The 26,657-nt window shown below is 67.3% G+C and carries 19 protein-coding genes; 11 read left to right on the top strand and 8 right to left on the bottom strand.

The window, feature by feature from the left end:
• Nucleotides 1–112: 112 nt before the first annotated feature.
• Nucleotides 113–568 carry a hypothetical protein gene (locus tag E1261_RS21735; RefSeq protein ID WP_132409258.1) on the top strand — a complete coding sequence of 152 codons (456 nt, stop codon included), beginning with the start codon at nucleotides 113–115 and terminating at the stop codon, nucleotides 566–568.
• Complete coding sequence (locus tag E1261_RS21730; RefSeq protein ID WP_132409256.1) at nucleotides 565–861, top strand: hypothetical protein; 297 nt, start codon at nucleotides 565–567, stop codon at nucleotides 859–861. The genes E1261_RS21735 and E1261_RS21730 overlap by 4 nt, the downstream gene beginning before the upstream one ends.
• Here the strand turns inward: E1261_RS21730 and E1261_RS21725 are convergent.
• Entirely contained in the window at nucleotides 821–1,708 is an 888-nt protein-coding gene (locus E1261_RS21725) for an AraC family transcriptional regulator (protein ID WP_132409254.1), read from the bottom strand. The genes E1261_RS21730 and E1261_RS21725 overlap by 41 nt on opposite strands.
• A 90-nt stretch (nucleotides 1,709–1,798) precedes the next feature.
• Here E1261_RS21725 and E1261_RS21720 point away from each other — a divergent pair, with 90 nt between their 5' ends.
• The 5 genes from E1261_RS21720 to E1261_RS21700 are packed head-to-tail and all read left to right on the top strand — an operon-like array spanning nucleotide 1,799 to nucleotide 8,874.
• Complete coding sequence (locus tag E1261_RS21720; protein ID WP_132409252.1) at nucleotides 1,799–3,919, top strand: alpha-L-rhamnosidase; 2,121 nt, start codon at nucleotides 1,799–1,801, stop codon at nucleotides 3,917–3,919.
• Entirely contained in the window at nucleotides 3,916–5,190 is a 1,275-nt protein-coding gene (locus E1261_RS21715) for an ABC transporter substrate-binding protein (RefSeq protein WP_132409250.1), read from the top strand. The genes E1261_RS21720 and E1261_RS21715 overlap by 4 nt, the downstream gene beginning before the upstream one ends.
• The gene (locus E1261_RS21710) at nucleotides 5,190–6,050 is read left to right on the top strand and encodes a carbohydrate ABC transporter permease (protein ID WP_132409248.1); all 861 of its coding nucleotides are present in this window, start codon (nucleotides 5,190–5,192) and stop codon (nucleotides 6,048–6,050) included. The genes E1261_RS21715 and E1261_RS21710 overlap by 1 nt, the downstream gene beginning before the upstream one ends.
• Nucleotides 6,047–6,862 carry a carbohydrate ABC transporter permease gene (locus tag E1261_RS21705; protein WP_132409246.1) on the top strand — a complete coding sequence of 272 codons (816 nt, stop codon included), beginning with the start codon at nucleotides 6,047–6,049 and terminating at the stop codon, nucleotides 6,860–6,862. Before E1261_RS21710 ends, E1261_RS21705 begins: the two co-directional genes overlap by 4 nt.
• Nucleotides 6,863–6,891: 29 nt before the next feature.
• Nucleotides 6,892–8,874: a GH39 family glycosyl hydrolase gene (locus E1261_RS21700; RefSeq protein ID WP_132409244.1), complete on the top strand. Its 1,983-nt coding sequence runs from the start codon at nucleotides 6,892–6,894 to the stop codon at nucleotides 8,872–8,874.
• A gap of 58 nt (nucleotides 8,875–8,932) precedes the next feature.
• Here the strand turns inward: E1261_RS21700 and E1261_RS21695 are convergent, their stop codons facing one another.
• Nucleotides 8,933–9,628, bottom strand: coding sequence for a glycoside hydrolase family 12 protein (locus tag E1261_RS21695; protein ID WP_132409242.1), 696 nt, complete (start codon nucleotides 9,626–9,628; stop codon nucleotides 8,933–8,935).
• A 250-nt stretch (nucleotides 9,629–9,878) separates the two neighbouring features.
• Here E1261_RS21695 and E1261_RS21690 point away from each other — a divergent pair, with 250 nt between their 5' ends.
• A complete protein-coding gene (locus E1261_RS21690; protein WP_132409240.1) occupies nucleotides 9,879–10,907 on the top strand; it encodes a LacI family DNA-binding transcriptional regulator in 1,029 nt (342 codons plus the stop codon).
• On the opposite strand, the gene E1261_RS21685 is transcribed toward E1261_RS21690, so the two are convergent.
• Genes E1261_RS21685 through E1261_RS21665 form a run of 5 tightly spaced genes read right to left on the bottom strand, consistent with a single transcriptional unit; the run spans nucleotide 10,880 to nucleotide 18,614 of the window.
• Nucleotides 10,880–12,832: a beta-galactosidase gene (locus E1261_RS21685; RefSeq protein WP_132409238.1), complete on the bottom strand. Its 1,953-nt coding sequence runs from the start codon at nucleotides 12,830–12,832 to the stop codon at nucleotides 10,880–10,882. The genes E1261_RS21690 and E1261_RS21685 overlap by 28 nt on opposite strands.
• Nucleotides 12,832–15,027 (bottom strand): WD40/YVTN/BNR-like repeat-containing protein, encoded by a 2,196-nt coding sequence (locus tag E1261_RS21680; protein WP_132409236.1) that lies wholly within the window; start codon nucleotides 15,025–15,027, stop codon nucleotides 12,832–12,834. Before E1261_RS21680 ends, E1261_RS21685 begins: the two co-directional genes overlap by 1 nt.
• An 8-nt stretch (nucleotides 15,028–15,035) precedes the next feature.
• The gene (locus tag E1261_RS21675) at nucleotides 15,036–15,998 is read right to left on the bottom strand and encodes a carbohydrate ABC transporter permease (protein ID WP_132409234.1); all 963 of its coding nucleotides are present in this window, start codon (nucleotides 15,996–15,998) and stop codon (nucleotides 15,036–15,038) included.
• A complete protein-coding gene (locus tag E1261_RS21670; protein WP_238176350.1) occupies nucleotides 15,995–16,960 on the bottom strand; it encodes an ABC transporter permease in 966 nt (321 codons plus the stop codon). The genes E1261_RS21675 and E1261_RS21670 overlap by 4 nt, the downstream gene beginning before the upstream one ends.
• Nucleotides 16,944–18,614, bottom strand: a complete 1,671-nt coding sequence (locus E1261_RS21665) for a type 2 periplasmic-binding domain-containing protein (RefSeq protein WP_238176349.1) — start codon at nucleotides 18,612–18,614, stop codon at nucleotides 16,944–16,946. Before E1261_RS21665 ends, E1261_RS21670 begins: the two co-directional genes overlap by 17 nt.
• Nucleotides 18,615–18,770: 156 nt before the next feature.
• On the opposite strand from E1261_RS21665, the gene E1261_RS21660 reads away from it, so the two are divergent.
• Both E1261_RS21660 and E1261_RS21655 read left to right on the top strand, forming a co-directional pair.
• Entirely contained in the window at nucleotides 18,771–19,961 is a 1,191-nt protein-coding gene (locus E1261_RS21660; protein ID WP_132409228.1) for an ROK family transcriptional regulator, read from the top strand.
• A gap of 167 nt (nucleotides 19,962–20,128) precedes the next feature.
• Entirely contained in the window at nucleotides 20,129–22,930 is a 2,802-nt protein-coding gene (locus E1261_RS21655) for a glycoside hydrolase family 3 protein (RefSeq protein ID WP_132409226.1), read from the top strand.
• On the opposite strand, the gene yicI is transcribed toward E1261_RS21655, so the two are convergent.
• Complete coding sequence (gene yicI, locus E1261_RS21650) at nucleotides 22,923–25,142, bottom strand: alpha-xylosidase (RefSeq protein ID WP_132409224.1); 2,220 nt, start codon at nucleotides 25,140–25,142, stop codon at nucleotides 22,923–22,925. The two genes, E1261_RS21655 and yicI, sit on opposite strands and share 8 nt — an antisense overlap.
• A 173-nt stretch (nucleotides 25,143–25,315) precedes the next feature.
• On the opposite strand from yicI, the gene E1261_RS21645 reads away from it, so the two are divergent.
• A partial coding sequence (locus E1261_RS21645; RefSeq protein ID WP_132409222.1) for an alpha-N-arabinofuranosidase occupies nucleotides 25,316–26,657 on the top strand: 1,342 nt, incomplete at its 3' end.

The raw sequence follows: 26,657 nt of genomic DNA, 5'->3' as shown, positions 1-26,657 counted from the left end.
GGGGCTGGGGTGGGTGGCCAGATTCAGGTGGATTGTGGCTGGATCGCCAGTGGTGGTGGATCGGTGCGGGGCCAAGGATGTGCAGGCGAACCCTCCCATGAAAGGTCTGCGTGTGACGGCGTTTTTGTTGTCGGTGCATGTGCTCGCTGCGATCCTGGCCATTGGGCCGGTGGCTGTTGCGGCGAGCATGTATGCGCCTGCGGTGCGTGCTGCGGCTGAGAGTCCTGATGATGCGCGGAAGGCGGCGACGGTCGCGGTGTTGCATCGGATCACGAGGGTTTACAGCGTGATCGCGATCTTCGTGCCGGTGTTCGGGCTGGCGACCGGGGCTCGGCTCGGGGTGCTCGGGGATACCTGGCTGATCGTGTCGATGATTCTCACGGCGATCGCTGCCGCCGTACTGATCGGACTCATCCTGCCCGGCCAGCGCCGGCTGCTCATCGACCTCCAGGACACAGCAACCGGCCGCCGGCTGGGGATGCAGACCGGGATCTTCAACCTGCTCTGGGCGATCGTCGTCGTACTGATGATTTATCGCCCGGGCTCGACCACCGGAGCCGGACTGTGAACCCGCGCCGCCTGATGCATGTCATCGGCACCTTCGAGCTCGCCACGTTGATCCTGCTGCTGGCGAACCTCGCGACCATCCATCACCCGGCGATCTCCAGCGCACTCGGCCCGATCCACGGCCTCGCCTACACGAGCACCATCATCATCGCCGTACTCATCATGAAGGGCCGCCACCGCATCTGGCTGCTCTCGCTGGTCCCCGGCATCGGCGGCCTGCTAGCCGCCCGGGCCACCCAGTCCACGGACCCGGTCACGGAAGCGAGCGCTGCCGACGGTAGGTCGTCGGGTTGACGCCGTAGAAGGCCTTGAAGCGACGGGTGAAGTGACTCTGATCCGGCCAGCCAACAGCCGCGCCGATCGAGGAGATCGGCTGGTCGGTCGTACCGAGCAGGATGGCGGCGGTCTCGGCGCGGTGATGGGCCAGGTACGCGAGCGGTGGCAGGCCGGTGTTCGTCTTGAACAACCTGATCAGGTAGTTCGGGGCCAGGTGACACGCATCGGCCAGGTCGTGCAGCGTCCAGGCGCGCGTCACGTCGGCCTCCAGCATCCGAATTGCCTGCAGTACGGCGGGATGCGTGAACCGCAGTGGCGCCTCGGTACCGAACTTCGCCTCACCGGCGACGCGGGCCAGCAGTCCGAGCCCGAGCGACAGCCGCCCGATCACGTCGGCGCGGTACCGCTCGGTCCGCGGTGGCCGCAGGTCGGAGAGCGGTTCCAGGTGAGCGACGTACTCGGCCAGCACGGCCGGCTCGAGATGCAGGGCCAGCGCGCCCTGATGTCCAGGCGTGTAAGGCCCCTCGAACAGCAGGTAGGACAGCAGCGGATCCTCACGCATCCACGCCAACTCCCGCCGCAGCATCTCCGGCGCGAACCCGCAGTTGAAGACCTCCAACTCGTGGCAATCCTCCAACGCGTGCCAGGCTCCGGGACGCGTCAGTACGACGTCGCCCACCGTCAGCACCTGGGTTCCGAGCGGCGACAGGTGGGTGCCGGTACCGGCCACGACCGTGAAGATCTCGATGAAGCTGTGGGTGTGGACCGGGTGACTGTCCAGGTGCACGTGCCGCCCGGCTCCGGCGGTGATCTCCTCGGTGAAGAAGATCAGGCCACTCTCGAGAGCAACCGGCAGTTCGGCCACGGCGTCCACCTCCCCTCGGGGTTAGTTTCGTCCAAGTAGCGGTTCATCCGGGCCTATCTGGGCGTGTCCGCGGCAGCGCACGATCCTTGGGTGACCCACTGGATCGGCAACCACGACTGGGAGCAGCCCGGCAGCACACCGGCCGCCCTCCCGATCTTCCGCACGACGTTCGCCGTCGGAGCACTGCCCACCCAAGCCGTCCTCCGCCTGACCGCCCGCGGCGTGTACGACGCGACAGTCAACGGCCGCCCAGTCGGCGCGGCCGTCCTCGAACCGCCGTACACAGACTTCTCCCGCCGCGTCGTCTACCGCGACTACGACGTCACCGCCGCGCTCCACGCAGGCGAGAACACGATCACCGTCGAGGTCGGCCCCGGCATGGCGCACGTCCCGCCGACGCCCGACCGGTACCAGAAGCTCACCCGCTCCGACGGCCCACCTCGCCTGTACGCCGAACTCCGCCTCGACGGCATCGTCCACGAACTCACCTGGCGGACCGCGCTCGGCCGCACCACCTTCTCCAGCTGGTACGGCGGTGAGGACTGCGACGCCACCCGCAACCTCCACAGCTGGCGAGACGCGACGATCACCGACGGTCCCGCCCTCTCGAACACCACAGCCCCGGCCATCGAGCTGGTCGAAACCCTCAGCACCCAAGCGATCACCGAGCCCGAGCCAGGCATGTATGTCTTCGATCTCGGCATCAACTTCGCCGGCTGGCAACGGCTCACCGTCGAAGGTCCGCGCGGAACCACGATCACCATGCGCCCCGGCGAGGTCCTCGACGAGAACGGCTACGTGCGCCAGACCCCCGACGGTACCGGCGGCCCGATCTGGGACACGTACACGCTGGCCGGCACCGGCGTCGAGACCTGGCACCCCAAGTTCCGCTACCACGGCCTGCGCTACGTCCAGGTCGACGGCCTCCCCCACCCGCCGCGCCCGAACACGATCGAAGGCCTCGTCCTCCGCACCGCGAACCGCCAGGTCGGCCGCTTCGCGTGCTCGAACCCGCTGATCAACACCCTGCACACACTGATCGACCGAGCAATCCAATCCAACATGTACTCGGTCCTCACCGACTGCCCACACCGCGAAAAACTCGGCTGGCTCGAGGAGATCCACCTGGTCTTCGGCCCGATCGCCTTCGGGTACGACGTCGCCGACTACTACCGTGAATTGCTCAAGGTCGTGGCCGAGGCACAGACCGCCGACGGCCTGGTCCCGGACATCGCCCCCGAGTACACCGTGTTCGAGCACGGCTTCCGCGACGACCCGAACTGGGGCAGCGCCCTCGTCCTCGCCCCGTGGCTCCTCTACCGCCAGTACGGCGACGTCGACACCCTGCGCGAACATTTCCCCGCGATGATCCGGTACGTCGATTACCTGACCAGCAAGGCGAACGGCCACCTGCTCGACCACGGTCTCGGCGACTGGGGCGCGTTCGACGAGTCCACGCCGGTCCAGCTGACTGCCACGTTCGGCTACCTACGGGCAGTACAAACCCTGCACGAGATCGCGACAGTCCTGCAGGAGGACGCAACGCCGTACAAGGAATTGAGCGCACGGATCGCCGAAGCCTTCCAACGCGCCTTCCCCCGCTACACCACTCAGGCCTCCGGCGCGCTGGCGCTCGAACTCGGTGTCGTGCCGGCCTCGTCCCGCGACGCAGTCCTGCAGCAGCTCGTCGACGACATCATTGCGCAGGGCAACCACCTCACCGTCGGCGAGATCGGGCTCGGCCCGGTCCTGCGGGTTCTCGCCGCAGGCGGTCGCCACGACGTCATCTGGGATCTGGTCACCACCCCCGGCTACCCGGGGTACGCGCACCTGACGACCCTCGGTACGACGTCCCTCCCGGAGTACTGGAACGGCCACGGCTCGCACAACCACTTCATGCTCGGCGTCGTCGACGACTGGTTCACCCAGCACCTGGCCGGTCTGAACTACACCGCGACCGACCTCGTGATCCGCCCGGTCGTCGTCGGCGACCTCACCTGGGTGGAAGCTGAACACCGTGGCGTCCGATCCGCCTGGCACCTCACCGACGGCCGCTTCCAGCTCGAGGTCCGTACCGACCGCCCCGCCCTTATCCACCTGCCGCACACCGGAAGCATCACCGCCCCGCAGAACGCCGAGCCGATCGGACCGGCGAGCTATCGCGTCGGCCCCGGCGACTGGCTCTTCGTTCGAGAAGGAGAATCTCGATGAAACGCACGCTGCTCAGCCTCCTCCTCGCCACCACCCTGCTGGCGAGCTGCGGCAACCCGATGGCCAAGACCGAGAGCCAGAGCTTCCCGCAGGCAGCCACCGACCTGAACGGCGTGACCCTGACCGTCTGGCAGTCGAACACTCTCCAAGCCGGCTACAAGTCCCTGTTCGCCGACTTCGAGAAGGCGACCGGGGCGAAGATCCGGCCGGAGATCTTCCCCGACCCGTACGAGTCGAACCTGCTGACCAAATGGGCGACCGGCACCCGGCCCGACCTGATGATCTTCCAGTCGACCGCCAGCTTCATGCGTCGCCTCGACCCGGCGAAGAACCTGTACGACCTGACCGGTCAGGACTTCGTGGCCAAGCAACGCTTCGGGCTCGCCAAGACCGCCGCCGTCCTGGACGGCAAGAACTACGGCCTCAGCCTGGAACCGCCGAGTGTCTTCGGCCTCTGGTACAACAAGCAGCTCGTCCCGAAGCCGCCCACCAACCTCACCGAACTCGTCAGCACCTGCAAGACGATCAAGCGGTCTGGCGCAACCCCCTTGTACGACGCGGGCGGCGATCAGTGGACGACGCAGATCCTCCCGTTCATGCTGTGGACCGATGCGATGAAGGCCGGCCTGCAGGACAAGCTCAACGACAACCAAGCCCAGTGGACCGATCCGGCCGTCGTCGACGCGTTGAAGGCGTACAAGTCGCTGGTCACCGAAGGGTGTTTCAACAGCAACCTGAAGACCGGAACGTATGCCGAGCAACAGGAGAAGTTCGTCGCCGGTCAAGTAGCGATGATCCCGCAAGGAACCTGGATCAGCTCGGACTTCGTCAAGTCGGTCGGTGTGGCAACGATGAACCAGAACATGGGCTGGCAGGCACTGTCCACGACCAGCCCGACAGCGGCGTACTCGACGACGTTCTCGGTCCAGATGCCGCGGACCGGCAACGCCAAGCAGGAGCAGGCGGCAGCAGCCTTCCTCAAGTTCGCTTCAGGTGCCGGCTACCAGCACTTCGTCGACGTCCAGAAGCAGGCACCCGCGCTGACCGGCTTCACCACCCCATCCGAGGTCCCGGCCGCGACACAGGCGGCGTACGCGGCACTGGAGAGTGACGGCACCAGCTATCCGCAGCTGTTCGCGGCGGACTTCGGCCCCTTCCCGACTTACATGAGCAAGCTGATCAACGGCTCGTCGACACCCGAGCAGGTGGCCGCGGACCTGCAGGCAGCCTGGGCGAAGAGCGCCAAGACGGCGGGACTGACCGGATTCTGATGACCACGTCCCTCAGAGCCCGAGCCGGTACGGCGGGATTCCTGCTGCCCGCTCTCGTCGTGGTGGCCGTGTTCTACCTGGTCCCCAACCTGCTGAATTTCGCGCTCGCGTTCACCGACTGGTCGGCGTACAAGGACACGATCGCGTTCACCGGGCTGGCGAACTTTCGCGAGCTGCTCCAGGAAGGTGCCCTGAGCACCGGTCTACGCGTGACCGTGATCTACGCGGTGGTCGTGATGATCGCGCAGAACCTGGCCGGGCTCCTGCTCGCCTTCGCCCTCGAGAAGCCGAGCCGCGTGCATGCCTTCTTCCGCGCGATGTTCTTCCTGCCGGTGCTGATCTCACCGCTCGCGGCGGGTTATGTCTTCAAGGCCCTGCTCGCCGATGACGGTCCGCTGAACCGAGCCGCCGGGATCGAGGTCTCGTGGCTCGGCAGCACCACCTGGACGATCGTCGTGGTCGCGCTGGTGAACGCCTGGAAGTTCATGGGCGTCAACATGCTCGTCTACATCGCCGGCCTGAACGCGATCCCCGGCGAGCTGCTGGAGAGCGCCCGCACCGACGGAGCGAGCCGTTGGCGAACCATCCGATCCATTCAGCTACCGCTGCTCGCACCGGCGATCACGTTCAACTTCGTCACCACGCTGATCGGCGCGTTCAACACCTTCGACATCGTCTTCGCGATGACGAACGGCGGCCCGGGCGACTCGACGCAGGTCCTCAACATGTTCATCCAGCAGCAGTACGCCCAGGGGTACTACGGCTACTCGATCTCGATGGGCCTGCTCCTCCTGCTCCTGGTCTGCGCAGTCGCCTTCCCGCTGCTGCTGACCCTCCGCCGCCGGGAGGTCGACGCATGAGGACGATCAAGTACGTCGCCCTGTCCGTGGTCGCCGGCCTGGTGATCGGCGTACCGCTGTGGATGGTGCTGGTGAACGCGGCCAAGCCGTTCGCCGAGGCGCGCACCCCGGGGTTCGGTCTGCCGCACGACTGGGCGCTCGTCGACAACTTCCGCACCGTGCTGACCGAGGGCCGCGCCGGTGTCGGTCTGCTGAACAGCCTGCTGATCACGGCCGGGTCGGTCGCGTTCATCCTGATCGCCGGGTCGATGGCCGCGTGGGTGTTCGGGCGCAGCGCATCCCGCCCGGTCCGGCTGCTGTTCTACGCCAGCATCGTCGGCATCCTCGTACCGGCGCCGGTCATCACCTCGGTCTACCTCGACGCCCAGCTCGGCCTGCAGGGCACTCGGTTGTCGCTGATCGGTCTGTACGCCGGCGTCTACCTCTCGCTGGCGATCTTCCTCATCACCGGCTTCGTCCGCTCGGTACCACGGGAACTCGAAGAGGCCGCGCAGCTCGAAGGCGCGGGCCGGCTGCGGATCTTCGCCACCATCGTCTTCCCGTTGCTCGGGCCGGTGCTGTTCGCGGCCGGGATCGTGCTCTGGGTCTTCATCTGGAACGACTTCTTCTACGCTTTCTTCCTGCTCAGCGGTGAGAGCCGGCAGACGCTGCCGCTCGGCCTGTTCGCTGTCGTCAGCTCGAACTCGCACTCGACCAACTGGAACTACGTCTTCGCCGACGTGATCGTGGTCAGCCTTCCCCTCGTCCTGGTCTTCGTCCTCGGTCAGCGCCGCATTCTGGCCGGAGTGATGGCCGGCGGGATCAAAGGCTGATCAGCCGCCCAACCCTCAAGGAGATACCGATGCGCCGCTGGACCGCACTACTTCTGCCGCTTGTCCTCGCGCTGATACCGGCGACGGTTCGCGCAGCACCCGCTGCGACCGTCGAGGTGTCAGCCGTCTACGGAACCGACAACGGCACGCTCAACAAGGAGCTCGTGCTCCGGGCCTCGCAGGGCGGTTACTTGACCCTGCAGAATCTGCACGTCCTCGCCGATCACGCCGACGAGCTGGCCGACCTCGGCCTGCGCGAGATCCGCGTCGACCACGTCTTCGACGACAGCTTCTACGGTGTCGTGAAGGGCGTCGACAACTTCGACTTCAGCAAACTCGACGCCGTACTGAAGCCCCTGGTCGACAACGGCATCCGCCCCTGGATCAGCCTCAGCTACATGCCGGGCGCGTTCGCCACGAACGGCCTGTTCAGCCCGCCGAGGGACTACGCCGCCTGGGGCCGCGCGGTCGAGGCGATGGTCTCCCACTACGCCGCGATGCCCGGCTCCGGCTACCGCGGCTGGAACTGGGAGGTCTGGAACGAACCCGACAACAAGGCCGGCTTCTGGACCGGCACAACAGCACAGTACAACCAGCTGTACGGCGCCAGCGCCCAGGCCGTCCGCCGTGGCGACCCGACCGCAAAGGTCGGCGGACCCGGTGTCGCGGCACCGACCGTCGGACTGCTCGGCGGATGGCTCGACTACATCGCCGCCAACCCCGGCATCCCCTGCGACTTCGTGTCCTGGCACTCGTACGGCCCCAACGAATTCAACAGCACCCAGGGCATCCGCGGTGAACTCTCCCGCCGCGGCATCCCGGCCAAGCAGCTGTACATCACCGAGTGGAACTCCACCGCGTCGATGAACAACGGTCCGGGTACCTGGCCGGACACGCACCAGACCGCGTCGTACGCGCTGCAACGGATGTACGACGCACTTGGCGAACCTGGGCTCAACGGGATCCACTTCTTCAGCGGGCTCGAGGGCTGGCGTCCGAGCATGGACTTCAACGGTGACCTCGGGCTGCTGACCGTCGACGGGCGGCGGAAGGCGGTCGGCAACGCCTTCGCGATGTTCGATGCCCTCGGCAACACCAAGCTCAGCACGACCATCAGCGGGAACAACGGCACCGCCACCTACGGTCTGGTCACCGCGGACGCCGCGGCGCAGAAGACCACCATCCTGCTCTGGAACAACACCTTGAACGCCACCACGTTCCATCCGTCGTTGAGCAGCCTGCCGTACACGTCGTCCAACTTCGCCGTCACCAGGTACGACGTGAACGCGCAGAACTCCTCCTCCGACAACGCCGCCGGCCAGAAGAACCTGCGGCCCAGCGCGCACGAGCTGCTCCGGCCGTCGGACCGGACAGTCGTCGCCTCGGCGTCCACCTGGTCCACCACGGTGACACTCGCATCGAACGCGGTCGCACTGATCGAACTCACCCCGTCATCCGACACCCCGGGCTCGAAGCCGGTGCCAGGCGTGCAGTCGACGATCGACTTCGCGCGGGGCGCGGCGGTCGCACCGAGTTCGTCGTACACGAACGCAGGTCAGGGCTGGGGGCCGACGGCACTCGTCGACGGCCGCCGCTACAGCTACACGGGAGCGAACGAGGGCAACCCGACCATGGGCTGGACGTCGGTCGAGCACCCGACCGCCGCCGCGACCGAGTCGGTCCGCGTAGATCTCGGAGCACCCCGGACCTTCGACGCCGTGACGTTGTGGCCGCGTAGCGACCAGTTCGGCGACGGTCGCGGCTTCCCCGCCGACTTCACCATCCAAGGCTCGAACGACGGCAGCACCTGGTCCCAACCGCTCGTCACCAAGACCGGGTACGGCGGTGGTGCCCCGGTGCTCGGCCCCCAGACCTTCCCAGCCGCAGGCTCGTACCGCTATCTGCGCGTCACCGCTACGAAACTGGGGCTCCCGATTCCCGAAGCCGCAGGTAACGCCTACCGCTTCCAGCTAGCTGAACTGGAGGTGACCGCCCCCACCACCCTGGGCTAGCTGGAACTGGACGAGGCGCTGCCCCGTGGGCAGCGCCTCGTCTGTTTTCCCTGCTAGGTCAGGAGAAGTTGACCCCGAAGCTGTTGCTGGCGAAGTTCAGACCGCCGTTCGAGGACGTGATCTCGAAACCGAACTGGACGTCGGTCACGATGTGGTCGGCCATCCAGCCGTTGTTGCGCAGCCAGTTCAGGACGGCCTTGATGTCGACCGAGCCCGAGTTGGTGTTGCTGGTGCGGACGAACGAGTAGACGGCGTTGGAGCCGTTCGAACCGCGGTAGACGTCCCACGAGTGGCCGCCGACCGTAGCGCTCGTCTGCCGGCTGCCGATGGGTCCGACAGCGCCCTGCTTGTTCATCCAGAGCATGATCTCGTGATTGGTGCCGTCGGCCCAGATGTCGTAGCAGGTGCAGTAGGCCCCACTGCCCGGCCTGGACACGTTGAAGTTGCTGGTCAAGGTGCCGAGGGCACTGATCCGCCGGCCGATGTTCCGGTCGGAGTGCGGGTAGGACTTCACGCCGCCGGTGTTCGGGTGGTTGGCCCAGACACCCCAGTTGCTGTAGGAATTCGCCCAGATCGACTGGGCCCCGGCACCGCTGCCCCAGACGTTGTTGCGGACCGTGTAGCCGCCGTTCGACCACGTGCCCCATTTGTCGCTCGACTCCCAGGTGGCGGCGTGCGCCGGCAGGGCCGAGGCGAACAGAGCGGCGAACAGCGTCACCAGCGCTGCCACCGGTTTCCAAGCCATCTTCTTCATCATTGTGTTCCCTTCTCGGAGTGGGCGTCGGTGGCGACCGGTTTATCGAAGCATTGATCGAAGCGCTTCGATAACCGCTGTAAAAGAAGGCGGGGAGAACCCGCCACCGACTCCAGGGACCACCACTGTCGCAATGCAAACGCACAGCGTCAATATCTCGGCCAGTGCTATTATCGAAGCGCTTCGACCTGCAACTCTGACCCCACTGCACCTTTGACCGAACTGCAGCTCCGACCCCGAGGTAGGTTCCATGGTGACGATCGCCGACGTTGCGAAGCACGCGGGCGTCGCGACCAGCACCGTGTCCTATGTTCTCAGCGGGAAGCGCTCGATCTCCCCCGAGACACGCCAGCGGGTGCACGCGAGCGTCGACGCCCTCGGCTACCGGCCGAATGCGAGCGCCCGGGCCCTGGCCTCGAGCCGGTCGAACGTGCTGGCCCTGGTCATCCCCCTCCGCGCGGGCATGCACGTGCCGGTGATGATGCAGTTCGCGACCGCCGTCGTGACGACCGCCCGGCGCTACGACCACGACGTGCTGCTCCTCACCGCGGACGAAGGCGCCACCGGTCTGGAGCGGGTCCAGCAGAGCTCGCTGGTCGACGCCGTCGTGGTGATGGACATCGAGTTGTACGACGAGCGCGTGCCACTGCTGCGCGCCTTGGACCTGCCTTCGATCCTGATCGGGTTCCCGCTCGATGCCGAGGGCCTGACCTGTATCGACCTGGACTTCGTCCGGGCCGCGGAGCTCTGCGTCGACCACCTCGCCGACCTCGGTCACCAGCGCATCGCCCTGCTCGGCACCCCGTCGGCTGTGTACGAGCGGCAGACGGGATTCGCGCATCGCACCCGAGAGGGGTTCCGCGCGGGCGTCGACCGCCGCAGCGTCCACGGGGTCGAGACGCCTTGCGAGTCCAGCCATGAGGCAGTGCTGAAGACAGTCGAGCAACTGCTGCGCGACGAGCCCGAGCTGACCGGCCTGGTGGTGCAGAACGAGCCGATCATCGGCCCCCTGCTCGACGTACTGCGCAGCCTCGGCCGCCGCGTTCCCGAGGACATGTCAGTGCTGGCGATCTGCGCGGACGACGTCGCGGAGGGGCAGCGGCCACGGCTCTCCTCGGTCTCAATACCGGCCGAGCAGATCGGGCAGCAGGCGGTGGAGCTCCTGATCGGCAAGCTCGACGGGCTCGCCCCGCCCGCGGGGACTCTCGTCCCCGCGGTGCTGACCGCACGCGCAAGCAGCGGCCCCGCGCCTCAACTGGATCGCTCGACCACCGCCTGATCGCCCGACTTCAGCGTCAGGACACCCTCGATCGGCCCCTTGCTGACGAGGTCGTGCCCGTCGATCTCGATCGCGGCTTCGGCCGCGCCGTGGTTCAGCAGGAAGGTCCACGTGGTCCCGTCCTGCCGGCGGCGAACCATCTCCACCCCGTCCGGCAAGTTCGGCAGTTCCACGCCGGCCCGTCGGCAGATCGTCTCGACGAGCCGCTGGTAGCCGGCATCCTCAAGCTGGGTCGAGACGTACCAGGCCTCGCCGCCGCCGAACGAGTTCCGGGTGATCGCCGGCGAACCGGCCAGCGGACCGCCGGCATACACGTCGACGACCTCCGCGCCCTCGGGTCCGAGCAGCTCACTCCACCACCGCGCTTTTCCGGCGTCGGCCAGTTCGGTCTCGGCGACCGGATAGAACTCCTCGACCCGGATTCCGAGCAGCTCACGGAATGCACCCGGATAGCCGCCGAGAAATACCCGGCAGTTCGGGTCCACAATGCCGCTGAAATAGGTGATCAGCACGTGCCCACCCGCCGCGACGTATTCCCGCAGTACGGCCGCGTGAGCTGGATCGATCAAATACAGCGACGGTACGACGACAAGCCGGTACGGCGTCAGGTCCGCCGACGGATGAACCACGTCGACCCCGACCCCGGCCCGCCAGAACTGCCGGTGCGCGGAGCGAACCGCCTCGAGGTAGTCCAGCTCGGACGACGGCAGGTGCGTCCCCTGCATCGCCCACCAAGCCACGTTGTCCCAGAGCACGGCGACCTCGGCCTCGACCTCGCTGCCGGTGATCTCGTCCAGTCGTCCCAGGAGTCCACCCAGCTCGCAGACCTCCAGGAAACGCCGGGACTCCTGGCCGGCATGCGGCACCATCGCAGCGTGGAACTGCTCGGACCCGCCGGCCGAAGCCCGCCACTGGAAGAACAATGCACCGCGCGACCCGCGGGCAACGTGCGACAGACTCATCCGGGACATCCGGCCCGGCTCCTTGGTAGCCAGGCGCTTTCCGTCACTGATGGCACTCGAAGCCTGTTCCATCAGCAGCCACTCGCCGCGCCGTGCCCAGCCCCGCGCCTGATCGGCCGCGAAGGCCGTCTGCTCCTCGGGTTCCAGACCGGTCCCGGACGGGTAGTTGTCGATGGCAACGAGATCCACCGCATCGGCCCAGCGATGATGATCGACCGGCACCCAGTTGCCGAAGACGAAGTTCGTCGTCACCGGTACGTCGGGTGTCGCCGTCCGGAGGATCGCCTGCTGCTCCTGGAAGGCGGCCAGCAGTTCGTCCGACCAGAACCGCCGATAGTCGACGAACTGCGCCGGATTGACCAGGTACTGCGTCGCCCGTGGCGGCATCACCTCCGCCCAGTCGGAGTACCGCTGACTCCAGAACGACGTCGTCCACGCAACGTTCAGCGCGTCCAGATCGCCGTACCGATAACGAAGCCAGCCGCGGAAGGCGGCCGCGGCCTGATCGCAGTAGCACATCGTGCCGTACTCGTTGTGCACGTGCCACATCGTCAGCGCCGGATGTTCGGCGTACCGATCAGCCAGTGCACTGCAGATCCGGGCCGCCGCCTCACGGTAGGCCGGCGAACAGACGCAGTACGTGTCCCGACTGCCATGGGTCAGCCTCGTTCCAGCCGCCGTGACCGTCAGGGCCTCGGGATGCTTGAGGCTGAACCACGGTGGTGGCGAGGCGGTCGGTGTCGCGAGGTCGACACCGATGCCGTGATCCGCGAGCAGGTCCAGCACCGTGTCCAGCCAGCCGAACTCGTACTGCCCCGGCCGGGGCTCGAGATTCGACCACGAGAAGACGCCGACCGTGGCCAGGTTGACCCCGGCCCACTGCATCAGCTCGGCGTCTTCTTTCCAGGTCTCCGGCGACCACTGCTCGGGGTTGTAGTCGCCGCCGAAGTACATAGCCCTCATCAGCAGAGTTCTCCGTAAGGGATCCCAAGTCCGTTCGTGGACACGAACACCCGGCCGTACACGCGCGGATCACCAGTGATCGCATCGTTCGTCGACGCGTACTGATGCTTGTCGTCGTTCACCCGGATCCACGTCGTACCGACATCGTCGGACCGGTAGATCCCCCACTGGCCGGCCACCTTCGCCGACGCGTACGCCGCCATGTGCGAGGAGCCCGGTCGCGCCTTGCCGAACCCGATCGTCACCGCCTCGTCCACGCTGGTCAGCCGGTCGAAGGTCAGTCCGCCGTCGGTCGAGCGATACAGTCCGCCGCTCCCACCCGCGAGCCAGCAATGTCCGGCCCGATCCAGCACTGTCTCCAGCTTGGCCTGGGACACCACCAGCCCCGTTGCCGTCGGCACGAAAGTTCGGCCACCGTCAACGCTCCGGTACGCCGTCCCGGTGCCGGCCGCGACTGCGATGAACAGCAACGGGTCAACACGGTCGCCGACCACGGTGACGTCGTTCGGCAGCCCCTCGACCGGCGACCAGGTCGCGCCCCGATCCCGCGAGAAGTGCGGAACGAGGTTGCCCGAAACCCACACCAGTGTGCGTGCATCGGTGCTGACGGCAACCTTCCCGGTCTGCGTCAGCCCGGCGGGCTCACCAGGGAACGGCGCCCACGTCTTCCCCGCGTCGACCGAGATCGCGCCACGCTCCCCCGCCCCGGCATTCGCCAGCCGGACGACGAAGCCCGGCGTACCAGCGGCGTAGTCGAGACTCGGGGACGTACCGCTGACCGGGTTCGCCGCCTGACCGTCCGCCGGTACGACGTCCAGCCGGTCGTGCCGGTAGACGCCGATGTCGCCGAGCGCACTGATCAACGGCGGACCCCACGGCGGGCTGATCAGATCCAGCACCGCAGTCTCCTCGAGCCCTTGGGCCCGCACCGACCAATGCGTACTGCGGCCACGCTCGGCGTTCGTCACGTCATCGGTGCCGAACACGGTCGCGCCGGTCACGTACATGACCTTGTTCGAGTCGAACGGATCGATCGAGATATCGCCGATCATCCAGCCGAGCTTCGCCTTCTCCCCATGGAACGTCAGGTACGGCGATCCCGAGACGTCCAGCTCGATGCGCTCGGCAATCGAGTGCCACGTCGCGCCGCCGTCGACCGACCGGAACACGTCGTCGACCGGACCCCACCGGCTCATGGTCGACACCATCACGGTTCCCGGCTTCCGGGGATCGATCGCGAGACCGGCGTACCCGAATCCAGCCTCGCCACCGGTGTTCGGCCGCAACGGCGTGATGTCGCTCCACACCCCGGTCTTGGTGTCGAGCTTGTGCACGGCGCCGTCGTACATCTCGTACGGCCCGGGGCGGTCGCCGTAGGTGACGTAGAGGCAACCGTCGGGACCGAGTTCGCCGTGATGTGGCATCAGGCCGGTCGGCTGAGCGGCGACCGGCTGCCAGGTCAGGCCGGCGTCATCGCTGCGGAACAGCGGCGATGCGAGGTCGGTGACTCCGGCATAGATCGTCGGCGTCGGCCGACCGCGCCGCGCGCCACGTGGGTCAAAGAAGACGAAGCCGATCCCGATCCCCGCCGTACCGGTGCTCGGGAAGCTGTCGACCCGGGCCCAGGTGACGCCGCGATCGGTACTGCGCCACAGGCCCTGGTGGCGGGTGCCGAAGTAGAGCACCCGGCCGTCCTGCGGGTCGACCGCGAGCCGCTCGCCCATCGAGCGGCCCGGCTCGTTGCCGCCGAGTTTGAAGGGCAGATCCGTACGTTCGAACGTTCGGCCCTGATCGCTCGACCGCAGGATCGCCCCGTTGATGGGAGACCAGTCGTTGGTGTAGGTCCCGACCGCGAGATACAGACGCCGCGGATCCGCCGGATCGAGCGCGAGACTCTCGACACCGGTCAGGCTCCAGTCCTCGAACCCGACCCACTCCAGCAACTGGACCCAGCGCTGGGTGCGCTGATCCAGTCGAGCGGCACCGCCGATATCGGTGCGCAGGTAGACCAGTCCACGCTGCTTGGGGTGATGGATGATGCCGGTGACGAAGCCACCGCCGACAATCTCGACGTTGCGCCAGCGATAACGCTCCGGCCGACCAGCCGCCGCAGCGGCGGCGGGCTGCGCGGACGTGGTGGCGACAGCGGCGGCTCCGGCGCTCAGCGCCAGGAAGTTCCTTCGCTTCAGATCCATAGTTCTGATCACCCCTTGACCGCGCCGATGATGACGCCCTTGGTGAAGTGCTTCTGGATGAACGGGTAGGCCAGGAGCACCGGCAGGACCGCGATCACGACGATCGCCATCTTGATCGCCAGCGTCGGCGCGGGAGCCAGGTTCATCCCCGGCGAGGCCGCGATCCCACCGGCACCGGACGGCAACTGCTGGGCCTGCACGATGTAGGTGCGCAGCACGAGCTGCAGCGGCCACTTGTTGTTGTCGTTGAGGTAGAGCAAGGCGTTGAAGAACGCGTTCCAGTAGCTGACCGCGTAGAACAGGCCGACGACGGCCACCACTGCCTTGGACAGCGGCATCACGATCCGGGTCAGGATGCCGAACTCACCGGCACCGTCCACCCGCGCACTGTCGATCAGTTCACCCGGGATACCCATGAAGAACGAGCGCATCACGATCAGGTTGAACGCCGAGATCGCGGTCGGAAGGATCAGCGAGGCGTAGCTGTCGATCAGCCCGAACGAGCTCACCAGCAGGTAGCTGGGGATGATGCCGGGCCCGAACAGGAACGTCAGCAGCACCACGAACAGCAGCGGGCGATGCAGTAGCGAGCCGGGCCGCGACAGTCCGTACGCCGCCAGGACGGTGATCACCAGACTGAACAGCGTCCCGACCACCGTGACGCCCATGCTGACCACCAAGGCTTTGGTGACCACTCCCCCGGACAGCAGCTGGACGTACGCCGACAGCGTCAGCTCCCGCGGGACGACCACCAGACCGCCGGCCCGGGTGACCGCTTCGGTGCTCGACAGGCTGGTCACCACCACGACGTACAGGGGGAACGTCACCGCGAGCACGACCAGCCCGAGAACGACTCCCTTGCCGAGCCGGCCGGGGACCGAGGGCGGTTCCTCCCACGACGGGCGCTTGTTCTCCGCGGCGGCCCGGCGCCGGGCCAACCGGCCAGGGATCGTCAGATTCTGCGTCGTCATGACTTCGAATACACCCCCTGCTCACCCATCATGTGAGCGAATCGATTGGCGACCAGGATCAGCACGAGTCCGACGACTCCCTTGAACAGGCCGGCGGCCGCGCCGTACCCGAAGTCGCCGACCAGCAGGCCCTGGTAGTACACGAAGGTGTCGAGCACCTCTGATACCTCGGCGCCGACGGCCGCGCGCTGCAGGATGAACTGCTCGAAGCCGACGGTCAGCGCGTCGCCCAGCCGGAGGATCAGCAGCAGCACGATCACCGGGCGCAGGCCGGGCAACGTGATGTGCCACAGCCGCCGCCAGCGGTTGGCGCCATCAGCCGCCGCCGCCTCATACAGCGCCGGGTTGATGGTGCTGAGCGCCGCGAGGAAGACGATCATCCCCCAGCCCGCGTCCTTCCAGACTGCCTGTGAAGTGACCAGCAGCAGGAAGGTGTCGGGGTTCGTCATCATGTCGAAGGCGCCGTGCCCCTGCGTGCGCAGCGCCTGGGCGAGCAGGCCCGAGCCGCCCAGCATCTGCTGGAACAGCGAGACGACCAGCACCCAGGAGAAGAAGTGCGGCAGGTACGCGACACCCTGGATCATCGTCCGGACCCGCACCGACAGCACGCTGTTCAGCAGCAGCGCCAGGAAGATCGGGATCGGGAAGAAGAACACCAACTGGAAGCCGGTGATCGTCAGCGTGTTCATCAGCGCCGACCAGAATTCCGGCTCGGCGAACAACCGCGCGAAGTTGCCGAACCCGATCCACTCGCTGCCCCGGATCCCGGCGTACGGCGAGTAGTCCTGGAACGCGATCACGTTGCCCAGCGTCGGGAAGTAGTGGAACACCCCGAGCAGCACGACCACCGGCGAGACCATCAGCAGCAGCGGCCAGTCCTTGCGGAACCGCTGTCGCCAGTTGGCGCCGCCGCCTCTGCTGCTGCGGCCGGTGCGGCGGCGGGCCTCAGCGACCGTTGTCACTGAGCACCTTCGCATAGAAGTCGCGACCGGCGTCGCCACCCTTGGTCTGCCACTCCTTGACCGCGACCTTCAGGTCACTCATCGGCCGGCGGCCGCGGTAGATGTCCTGGACCTTGTCGTCGAACGGCGTGGCCAGCGCGGCGAACTTGGCCGGCTGCTCGACCCGGATGCCCTCGAACAGGTTCTTCTCGCGGACCTTGGCGATCGCGTTCTGCAAGGCGCTCATCGACTCCACATAGCCGGGGTACTCGCTCGTCGTGATCGCCAGCGGGCGGCCACCGAGGAAGAGGTAGGTGGGCGCGATCTCCTTCTGGCCCAGCGGGGTCAGCTTCGGCGCACCGGACGGCTGGCGGGTGTAGTGCTTGCCCTCGAGACCGTAGTTGTAGAGCTGGTTCTCCTCGGTGCCGAACGGCGCCGCGGTGTAGTTGAGCACCCCCAGCAGCTCCGCGATCCGGTCGGCGGGCAGGCCCTTCTTGACGAAGGTGAAGATGCCGGCCGGGTCACCCGACCAGACGATCGGCGTCCCGCCGTCGTGGGCGAACGGCAGCACCGCCTGCATCTGGAACGACGGGTTGATGGTCTGCTGGCGCTGCAGTGTCTCGCCCCAGGTGCCGGTACCGTCCTGGCGGATGACGATCTGCCCACCCTCGAACAGCGGCTTCTGGTCGCCGCCGGAGTTCGCCACCACCTCCGGGTGCACCCAGCCGTTCTGGAACGTCTTGCGGACGAAGGCCACGGCCTCTTCGAACTCCGGCGTCTCGATCTTGTTGACCAGCTTGCCGGTGGAGTCCTTGCGCCACCCCGCCGGTACGCCGTACGCCCGCTGCACCTCGTCGGCGATCGAACCGAACGCCCACTGCTTGCGCTTGGCATCGGTCAGTTGCTTGCCGAGCGCCTCGAGATCCGCGATCGTCTTCGGCGGCTGCGCGCCGACCTTGTCCATCAGGTCCTTGCGGTAGTACAGCAGCCACGGAATGCCGTCGGACGGGAACGGGACCGCCTTCAGCTGCGAGTTCCACACCGCGTACGCCCACGCCGAGGTCGGCAGGTTCGCGAGCATCGGGTACGGCGACACCTTGTCACCGGCCAGATGCGGGGTCAGATCCTCGAACAGCTTGTCCACAGCCTGGCCGAACCGGGTCAGACCGCTGATGTTCCAGCCCGGGATGCAGAGCAGTTCCGGAATGTTGCCGGACGCAAGCAGCGGTCCGAGCTTGTCGCCGTAGTCGATCCCGTTGACGATGTTGAACCGAACTCCGGCGCCGATCCGCTCGTTGTTGGCGGCGTAGTAGGAGTTGCTGCCCAGTCCGGGCGGGGCCGGGGCCCACAGCGGGGTCATCGCCGTGACCTCCTTGCCGCTCTTCACGGGGGGCTCGGCGACCGCGCGGGTGAGCTGGGTCGGGTACTTCGTGAACCCGGGGGCGGCGCCGTTCTCACCAGGCAGATCGGGCTTCACCCCTTCGTAGGCGGTGTACTTCGGCAGCAGCCCGGTCATCTTGGTGGTGGCCTCGGCGCGGCCGGCGGTGGTCGAACCACCGCCACCACCGTCCGAGCAGGCGGTCAGCGACGCGCCGCCGGCGACGGCCGCCGTACCGGCTCCGACGAGGGCGAGAAAACTCCGGCGGTTCGGTCCGCTGCTTCCAGTTCCGGTCACGGTGAGTCCTTCCACTGGGAACGACGGACGTTCCGAGCTAGAGTTAGTTTGGCTTGACGCCAAACAAAGTAGAGGATGCGCCGGGCCGCGACAAGATGCCAGACTGAAGACCTCCGATAACGAATCACGACATCACCGACTCCGAACGGACACACGTTGAGCACACTCACCGCCGGCTACAGCGATGTCCGGGCCACCAATCTGTCCGCAGTGCTGGGATTCCTGCGGGCCAACGCCCCTTGCTCGCGGGCCGCCATCGCCGGCGGCACCGGCCTGAACAAGGCGACCATCACGAACATCGTCGGTGACCTGATCGACCGCCGGCTGATCCGCGAGACCGAGCAGACGCAGAACAAGGTCGGCCGCCCGGCCACCCTGCTCGAGCTGGACGGATCGGCGTACGCGGCGATCGGGATGGAGATCAGCGCGCGCGGCCTGACAGCGATCGCGTACGACGCTGCCGGTGGGCAGATCCTGCGTTGGCACCGCTCGGGCCCCGGTCGCGGCGCCGGCCCCGACAAGACGCTGACCGCGACGAGTGCGCTGGCCCGGCGGGCGATGGCCGCTGTCGAAGCCACTGGCCGGGAGATCCTTGGGCTGACGGTCGGAGTTCCTGGGCTCGTCGATCGCGACGGCACCGTCGTACTGGCTGCTGGTCTCGGCTGGCGGGACTTCCCGCTGAAGCCCCGGCTGCTCGACGCGCTGAGCCACCCCACGTTCCCGGTCTCGGTGGACAACGACGCCAACCTGAGCGCGCTCGCCGAGTATCGTTACGGCCCGTTCGCAGGCACGCGCAACCTGATCCAGATCTCCGGCGACACCGGCCTCGGAGCTGGAGTCATCGCCGACGGACGTCCACTGCAAGGCAACCTCGGGTACGTCGGTGAGGTCGGCCATCTGCGGATTGCGCCGGACGGGCCGCTCTGTGGCTGCGGTCGCCGCGGCTGCCTGGAGGCCCTGGCCGGGATTCCTGCTCTGGTGCGCCGGTTGCGCGATGATTCCGAGCTCGACGATCTCCAGCTGGCGGTCGAGCAGGTTGTCGCCCAGGCCAGTGCCGGTGACAGCAAGACGGTGAAGGCGCTGCTCGAGACCGGCAGTTGGCTCGGCATGGGCGTGGCGATGCTGACCAATGTCCTCAATCCGGGGCTGATCGTGCTCGGTGGGTACTACGCAACCCTTGGCGAGTGGCTGCTGCCCGGGGTCGAGAAGGAGCTGCAGGAGCAGGCGCTGGCACCACAGGCCGGCGGCTGCAGCGTGGCCCTCTCGACCCTCGGACACGACATCACCGCCATCGGCGCGGTGGCCCGTTCCCTGGACCAGCTCGACGCCGGGCGCATTCCCGGCTGACCCACCCCGGCTCAACTGCCGAAAACTTTCGCCTCGACCGCTGCCCGGATCTTGACCGGGTCGCCGTGGAGTGCGACCCTTCCAGAACTGTCGAAGCGCTTCGACGGTGTGCTGTAGTTACTCTCAGCCGCCGTCGGCAGCCACCGAACGCCCGGAGACGACAACCGATGACCCAGTCAGACGACCTGTTCCGCGATCCGCAGCGCCCCGTGGCCGAGCGAGTGGCGGACCTGATGGATCGGCTCGCCCCGGCCGAGAAGCTCGGACTCCTGCATCAGCACCAGGCCCCAGTGCCCCGGCTGGGCGTGGGTCCGTTCCGGACCGGCACGGAAGCGCTGCACGGGGTCGCCTGGCTCGGCCCCGCCACCGTCTTCCCGCAGGCCGTCGGCCTGGCGACCAGCTGGAACACCGATCTGCTGCACGCCGTCGGCGCAGCGGTCGGCTCCGAGGTGCGCGCCTTCCACGACAAGGATCCGGCCGCGGTCGGGCTGAACGTCTGGGCGCCGGTCGTGAACCCGCTGCGGGATCCCCGGTGGGGCCGCAACGAGGAGGGTTACAGCGAGGATCCCTGGCTGACCGGTGAGCTCGCGATCGCGTTCGGCTCCGGACTGGCCGGTGACGGCTCCGGTCCGCTGCAGACGGCACCGACCCTCAAGCATTTCCTTGCCTACAACAACGAAACCGACCGCTGTACGACGTCCAGCAGTATGCCTGCCCGGGTGCTGCGGGAGTACGAACTGCCGGCCTTCGAAGCACCGTTGCGGGCCGGGGCAGCGGTCGCCGTGATGCCGTCGTACAACCTCATCAACGGGCGGCCGGCGCACCTCACGCCGCTGATCAACGACGTACTGCGGGGCTGGTCCGATCAGGAAGTGCTGGTCGTCAGCGACGCTGGGGCCCCGGCGAACCTCTTCGGTATGCAGGACTACTGCGCTGATGGAGCGATCGCCTACGCGGCGGCGTTGCGCGCGGGCGTGGACAGCTTCACCCAGGACGACAACGACCCGAGCAAAGTCATCGGCCTGCTCGAAGAGGCCCTCGCACGAGGGCTGATCACGCAGCAGGACATCGATCGTGCCGCTGCCCGCGCGCTGACCTTGCGCTTCCGGCTCGGCGAATTCGATCCGGTGGGCGAGACCGAGTCGGCACCGGACATCGTCGGTTGCCAAGCGCATCGAGACCTGGCCCGCGACGCGGCCCGGCAGTCGTTCGTGCTGCTCAAGAACGAGGAACTGCTACCACTGTCCACCGAAATCCGGCGAGTGGCGGTGCTCGGTCCACTCGCGGACACCCTGCAGGAGGACTGGTACTCCGGCACGCTGCCGTACCAGGTGACTGCGGTGAAGGCGCTGACCGAGCGCCTCGGTCCCGACGCCGTCGAGTACTGCGAAGGTGCGGATCGGGTGCAGTTCGGCGCTGACGGGACGGCGTTGGAAGCCGCCGAGGACGGCGTGGTCGGGCTGACCAGGTCCAGCGCCGGATTCGATCTCTTCGACTGGGGTGGCGGTGTCTGCACCCTGCGTTCGGTGCGTACCGGCCGCTATCTGACCGTTACGGACGACGGCACGCTGCGGGCCGACCACCCCGGCCCCAACAGCTGGGTGGTCAACGAAACCTTCGAACTTGTCCCGGTCGAGGACGGCAAGTGCATGCTCCGGCATCACACCACCAGCCGCTACGTCACCAAGCAGGATGACGGGCGGATCGAGGTCAGTACGGATGAGCCGACCGTGTTCGAGTTCACCAGGGTCGTCGATGGCGCCGTACTGGCTGCCGCGGCCGCGGCACGCGCCGACGTCGCGGTGGTTGTCGTCGGCAACCATCCGCTGGTGAACGGCCGCGAGACCGAGGACCGCATCAGCCTCGAGCTGCCGGCCGGCCAGAAGCGACTCGTCCGCGCCGTACAGGCCGGTAACGCACGGACCGTCCTGGTGATGGCGAGCAGCTACCCGTTCTCGACCGGCTGGGCTGAGCGTGAGCTGCCTGCGATCGTCTGGTCGGCCCACGGCGGCCAGGAGTACGGCCACGCCCTCGCCGATGTCCTCTTCGGGGTTGCCGATGCAGCTGGCCGGCTGCCGCAGACCTGGTACCGGTCCGAGGCCGATCTGCCTGATCTCCTCGACTACGACATCATCACGAGCGACGCGACGTACCAGTACTTCCGTGGCAGCCCGCTCTACCCCTTCGGCCACGGCCTCAGCTACACGACCTTCGCGTACGGCGAGCTGGAGATCGGTGCGCCGACGATCGCCAAGGACGGCGAGGTCCAGGTGAGCTGCACGGTCACCAACACCGGTCTCCGGCCGGGCCACGAGGTCGTGCAGCTCTATACCCATCAGCAGAACTCGCGGGTGAAGCAGCCGCTGCGCCGCCTCCGCGCCGTCCAGCATCTCGATCTCGCGCCCGGTGAATCGGCGCGGGTCGAGCTGACCGTCCGGGCGGCCGACCTGGCGATCTGGGACGTGACTCGGGACCGGTACTGGATCGAGCCGGCCAGGCACAGCATCCTGATCGGCCGGTCGTGTACCGACATCCGGCTCAGCGCGCCGGTCGACGTACTGGGTGATCCGATTCCTGACCGCGACCTGGCCGCCGCTCCCCTGCGCGCCGACGCGTTCGACGAGTACTGCGGTGTCGCGCTGACTGACGCCGAGCCCGAGCGGGGCGACGCCGTACGGTCGGAGCACCCAGGTGCTTGGCTGGCGTTCGCGGACACCTCGTTCGGCGCCGGAGTGTCGGAGTGCCTGCTCACGGTGGCCAGCGAACTCTCCAAGCCGGCCACGATCGAGCTACGGCTCGACGACCCGTACCACGGCGCGGTGCTGGCCACCGTCGAGATTCAGCCGACCGGTCATCGCCACAGCTGGACTCAGCTCAGCACCGCAATCACCACCGGCTCCGGCGTTCACACGCTGTACGTCGTGTTCGCCGAAGCCGATGTATTCCTGCGGGAGCTGTCCTTCAGCTGACGGTGACCGTGAAGTGGTCGCAGTTGCCTTCGACAACTGCGGCCACCGGCTGACCGTCCGTCAGGGTCAGCTCGATGACAGCGGCCGTCTCGCCGCCGGGCCGGGGCAACCGGATCCGGCGGGCGTCACCTTCAGTGGGCCGGAACCAGCGCAGCTCGACTCCGTCGGCCCAGTCGTACTCCGGGCGGTCGTCGACCGCACCCACTGGCAGGACCGCACCTTCACGGACGTAGACCGGCAAGGTGTCGAAGCCGTGCTGCTGGGTGAACCACCGACCGCCACTGAGCTGCTTACCGTCCAGCAAGCTGGTCCAGCGGCCCTCGGGCAGATAGAACGTCACTGCGCCATCAGCACTCAGCACCGGTGCGACCAGGATGTCCGGCCCGAGCATGTACTGGCGATCCAGGTGGCTGACCGCGGGATCGTCCGGGAACTCCAGTGCCATCGGCCGCATCATCGGCGTACCGGTGAGGTGGGCTTGTTCGGCGACGTCGGCGAGGTACGGCATCAGTGAGAGCTTGAGCTTGGTGAAGCTGCGCAGGACGGCCACTGCTTCGTCGTCGAAGGCCCACGGCACGCGGTAGGAGCCCGAGCCGTGCAACCGCGAATGTGAGGACAGCAGACCGAAGGGCACCCAGCGTTTGAAGACCGCGGCGTCCGGTGTGCCCTCGAAGCCACCGATATCGTGACTCCAGTAGCCGAAGCCGGACGACGCCAGCGACAAGCCACCGCGCAGCGATTCGGCCATCGCCTCGAACGTCGACTCGCAGTCGCCACCCCAGTGGACGGGGAACTGCTGACCACCGGCGGTCGCTGATCGGGCGAACAGGACGGCGTCCCCGTCACCGCGGTTCTCGCGGAGCAGATCGAACACGGCCTCGTTGTAGAGGTGCGGGTAGTAGTTGTGCATGCGCTCCGGGTCGGAACCGTCGTACCAGCTGACGTCGGTCGGGATCCGCTCACCGAAGTCGGTCTTGAAACAGTCGACGCCCAGATCGATCAGGCTCTGCAGCTTGGACCGGTACCAGGCCGTGGCCGCGGGGTTGGTGAAGTCGACGATCGCCATCCCGGCCTGCCACTTGTCCCACTGCCAGACCGAGCCGTCGGCACGCTTGAGGAGGTAGCCGTGCTTGCGCCCTTCCTCGAACAGCACCGACCGCTGCGCGATGTACGGGTTGATCCAGAGGCTCACCCGCAGGCCGCGTTCCTTCAGCCGCCGGACCATACCGGCCGGGTCCGGGAACGCGATCGGATCCCAGACGAAGTCACACCAGTGGAACTGCCGCATCCAGAAGCAGTCGAAATGGAAGACGCTCAACGGGAGATCGCGTTCGGCCATCCCGTCGACGAACGACGCCACCGTCGGCTCGTTGTAGTCCGTCGTGAACGACGTCGACAGCCACAGCCCCATCGACCACGCCGGCACCCGCGCCGGGCGCCCGCTCACGCCGGTGTAGCGGCGCAGGACGTCCTTCGGAGTCGGGCCGGCGAAGACGAGGTACCGCAGTTCCTGTCCCTCGACACTGAACTGGTTGCGCGAGACAACCTCGGACCCGACCTCGAACGACACATGCGCCGGCGTGTCGACCAGTACGCCGTACCCTCGGCTGCTCGAGAAGAACGGGACGTTCTTGTACGCCTGCTCGCTCGACGTACCGCCGTCCGCGTTCCAGATGTCGACGACCTGGCCGTTCTTCACCAACGGACCGAACCGCTCACCGAGCCCGTAGATGCTCTCGCCGACTCCCAGCGAGAGCTGCTCATGCAGGTACTGCCGGCCCTCCGAGTCGGTGATCAGCCCGACGCTCCGGGCACCCGACCCGGTCAGCTCACCGCGTCCGTCCTCGAAGCGCAGGTCCCACGGCCCGTCGAGCCGCAGTACGGCGGTCAGGTCGCCGCTGGTCAACCGCGCAGTCGTGTCGTCCACCTCGACCTTGACCGGGTGCAGATCGTCGGTCTCCAGCTCGAACGCCGGCCGGGCCGGGACTCCCCCGGCATGGTGCACGATCCGGACCCCGATGACGCCTTCGGCCGGCGCATCGAGGGTGATCGTGAACAAGGGCTGGTTCAGGGTGTCACCGCGACGGTCGATGCGGCGGGCGGGCGCGAACGCGGTCACGGACCGCTCCCCGGCCTCCACACTCTCCACACCGGCGGGCGACAACCGGGTCACCCCGGGCCGCAACTGCCAGTAACCATCGGTGAACTTCATCTGCGGCCTTCCGGTCGGCGGTGTCGCTCGGTGCTGTGTCGCTTCGACCTAGTGTCGAAGCGCTTCGACGAATGTAGGTGCGGGCTCATCAGAGGGTCAAGAGCGAGCCCAGCCGCAGGATTGTTTATCGATATACTCGATCGGTCTGCTCCACCGACCCAGAGGACTTACTTGTGACCACCACGCGTGCGGTTGTCGATCTGGATCTGCCCGGACCGCGGATCAGCCGGCACCTCTACGGGCACTTCGCCGAGCATCTCGGCCGCTGTATCTACGGCGGGTTCTGGGTCGGCGAGGACTCCCCGATCCCGAACATCCGCGGTATCCGCACCGACGTGGTCGAGGCGCTGCGCGCGCTGCAGATCCCGAACCTGCGCTGGCCGGGCGGCTGCTTCGCCGACGAGTACCACTGGCGCGACGGCGTCGGTCCGCGCGACGAGCGGCCGACGATGGTGAACACCCACTGGGGCAACGTCGTCGAGGACAACAGCTTCGGCACCCACGAGTTCCTCGACCTGTGCGAGCTGCTCGGCGCCGACCCGTACATCAGCGGCAACGTCGGATCCGGCTCGGTCCGCGAAATGCGCGAGTGGGTCGACTACCTGACCGGCGTCGGCGCGTCACCGATGGTCGACCTGCGGCGCGCCAACGGCCGCGAAGAGCCGTGGCGGGTCCCCTTCTGGGGCATCGGCAACGAGTCGTGGGGTTGCGGCGGCAACATGCGGGCGGAGGCGTACGCCGACCTGGCGCGGCAGTACGCGACCTACTGCCGCGACCACGGCGACAACAAGCTGTACCGGGTCGCCACCGGCGCGAACTCCGACGACTACGCGTGGACCGAGACGCTGATGCGCACCATCGGCGGCTGCGGCAAGGGCCCGCTGCAGGGGCTCTCCCTGCACTACTACACGATCGCCGGCGACTGGGACGACAAGGGCCACGCCACCGACTTCAGCCTCGACGAGTACTACGCGACCCTGGCGAAGGCCGGCAAGATCGACGAACTGCTGCGCCGGCACTCGACCATCATGGACATGTTCGACCCCTGCGGCAAGGTCGGCCTCGTGCTCGACGAGTGGGGCACCTGGTGGAATGTTGCCGAGGGCACCAATCCCGGCTTCCTCTACCAGCAGAACACGATCCGCGACGCGCTCGTCGCCAGCCTGCACTTCGACACCTTCCACCGGCACGCGGCCCGGCTGACGATGGCGAACATCGCGCAGACGGTCAACGTCCTGCAGGCGATGATCCTCACCGACCCGGACACCAACGCCCTGGTCCGCACCCCGACGTACCACGTCTTCGAGATGAACACCGGCCACCACGACGCCGACAGTCTCGCCGTACACCTCCTCGACGCACCCACCCGCGACGACATCTCGCTGATCTCGGCCTCGGCCTCCACCAAGGACAACACCGCCCTGATCTCCCTCTCGAACCTGGACGCCGAGGAGTCCCGGCCAGTCATCCTCGACCTCCGCGGCCGCGAGATATCCCGGCACACCGCCCGCATCC

The organism is Kribbella albertanoniae (assembly GCF_004348455.1).
Classification (GTDB): Bacteria; Actinomycetota; Actinomycetes; order Propionibacteriales; family Kribbellaceae; genus Kribbella; species Kribbella albertanoniae.
This window is presented reverse-complemented; position numbering and strand designations above follow the sequence as displayed.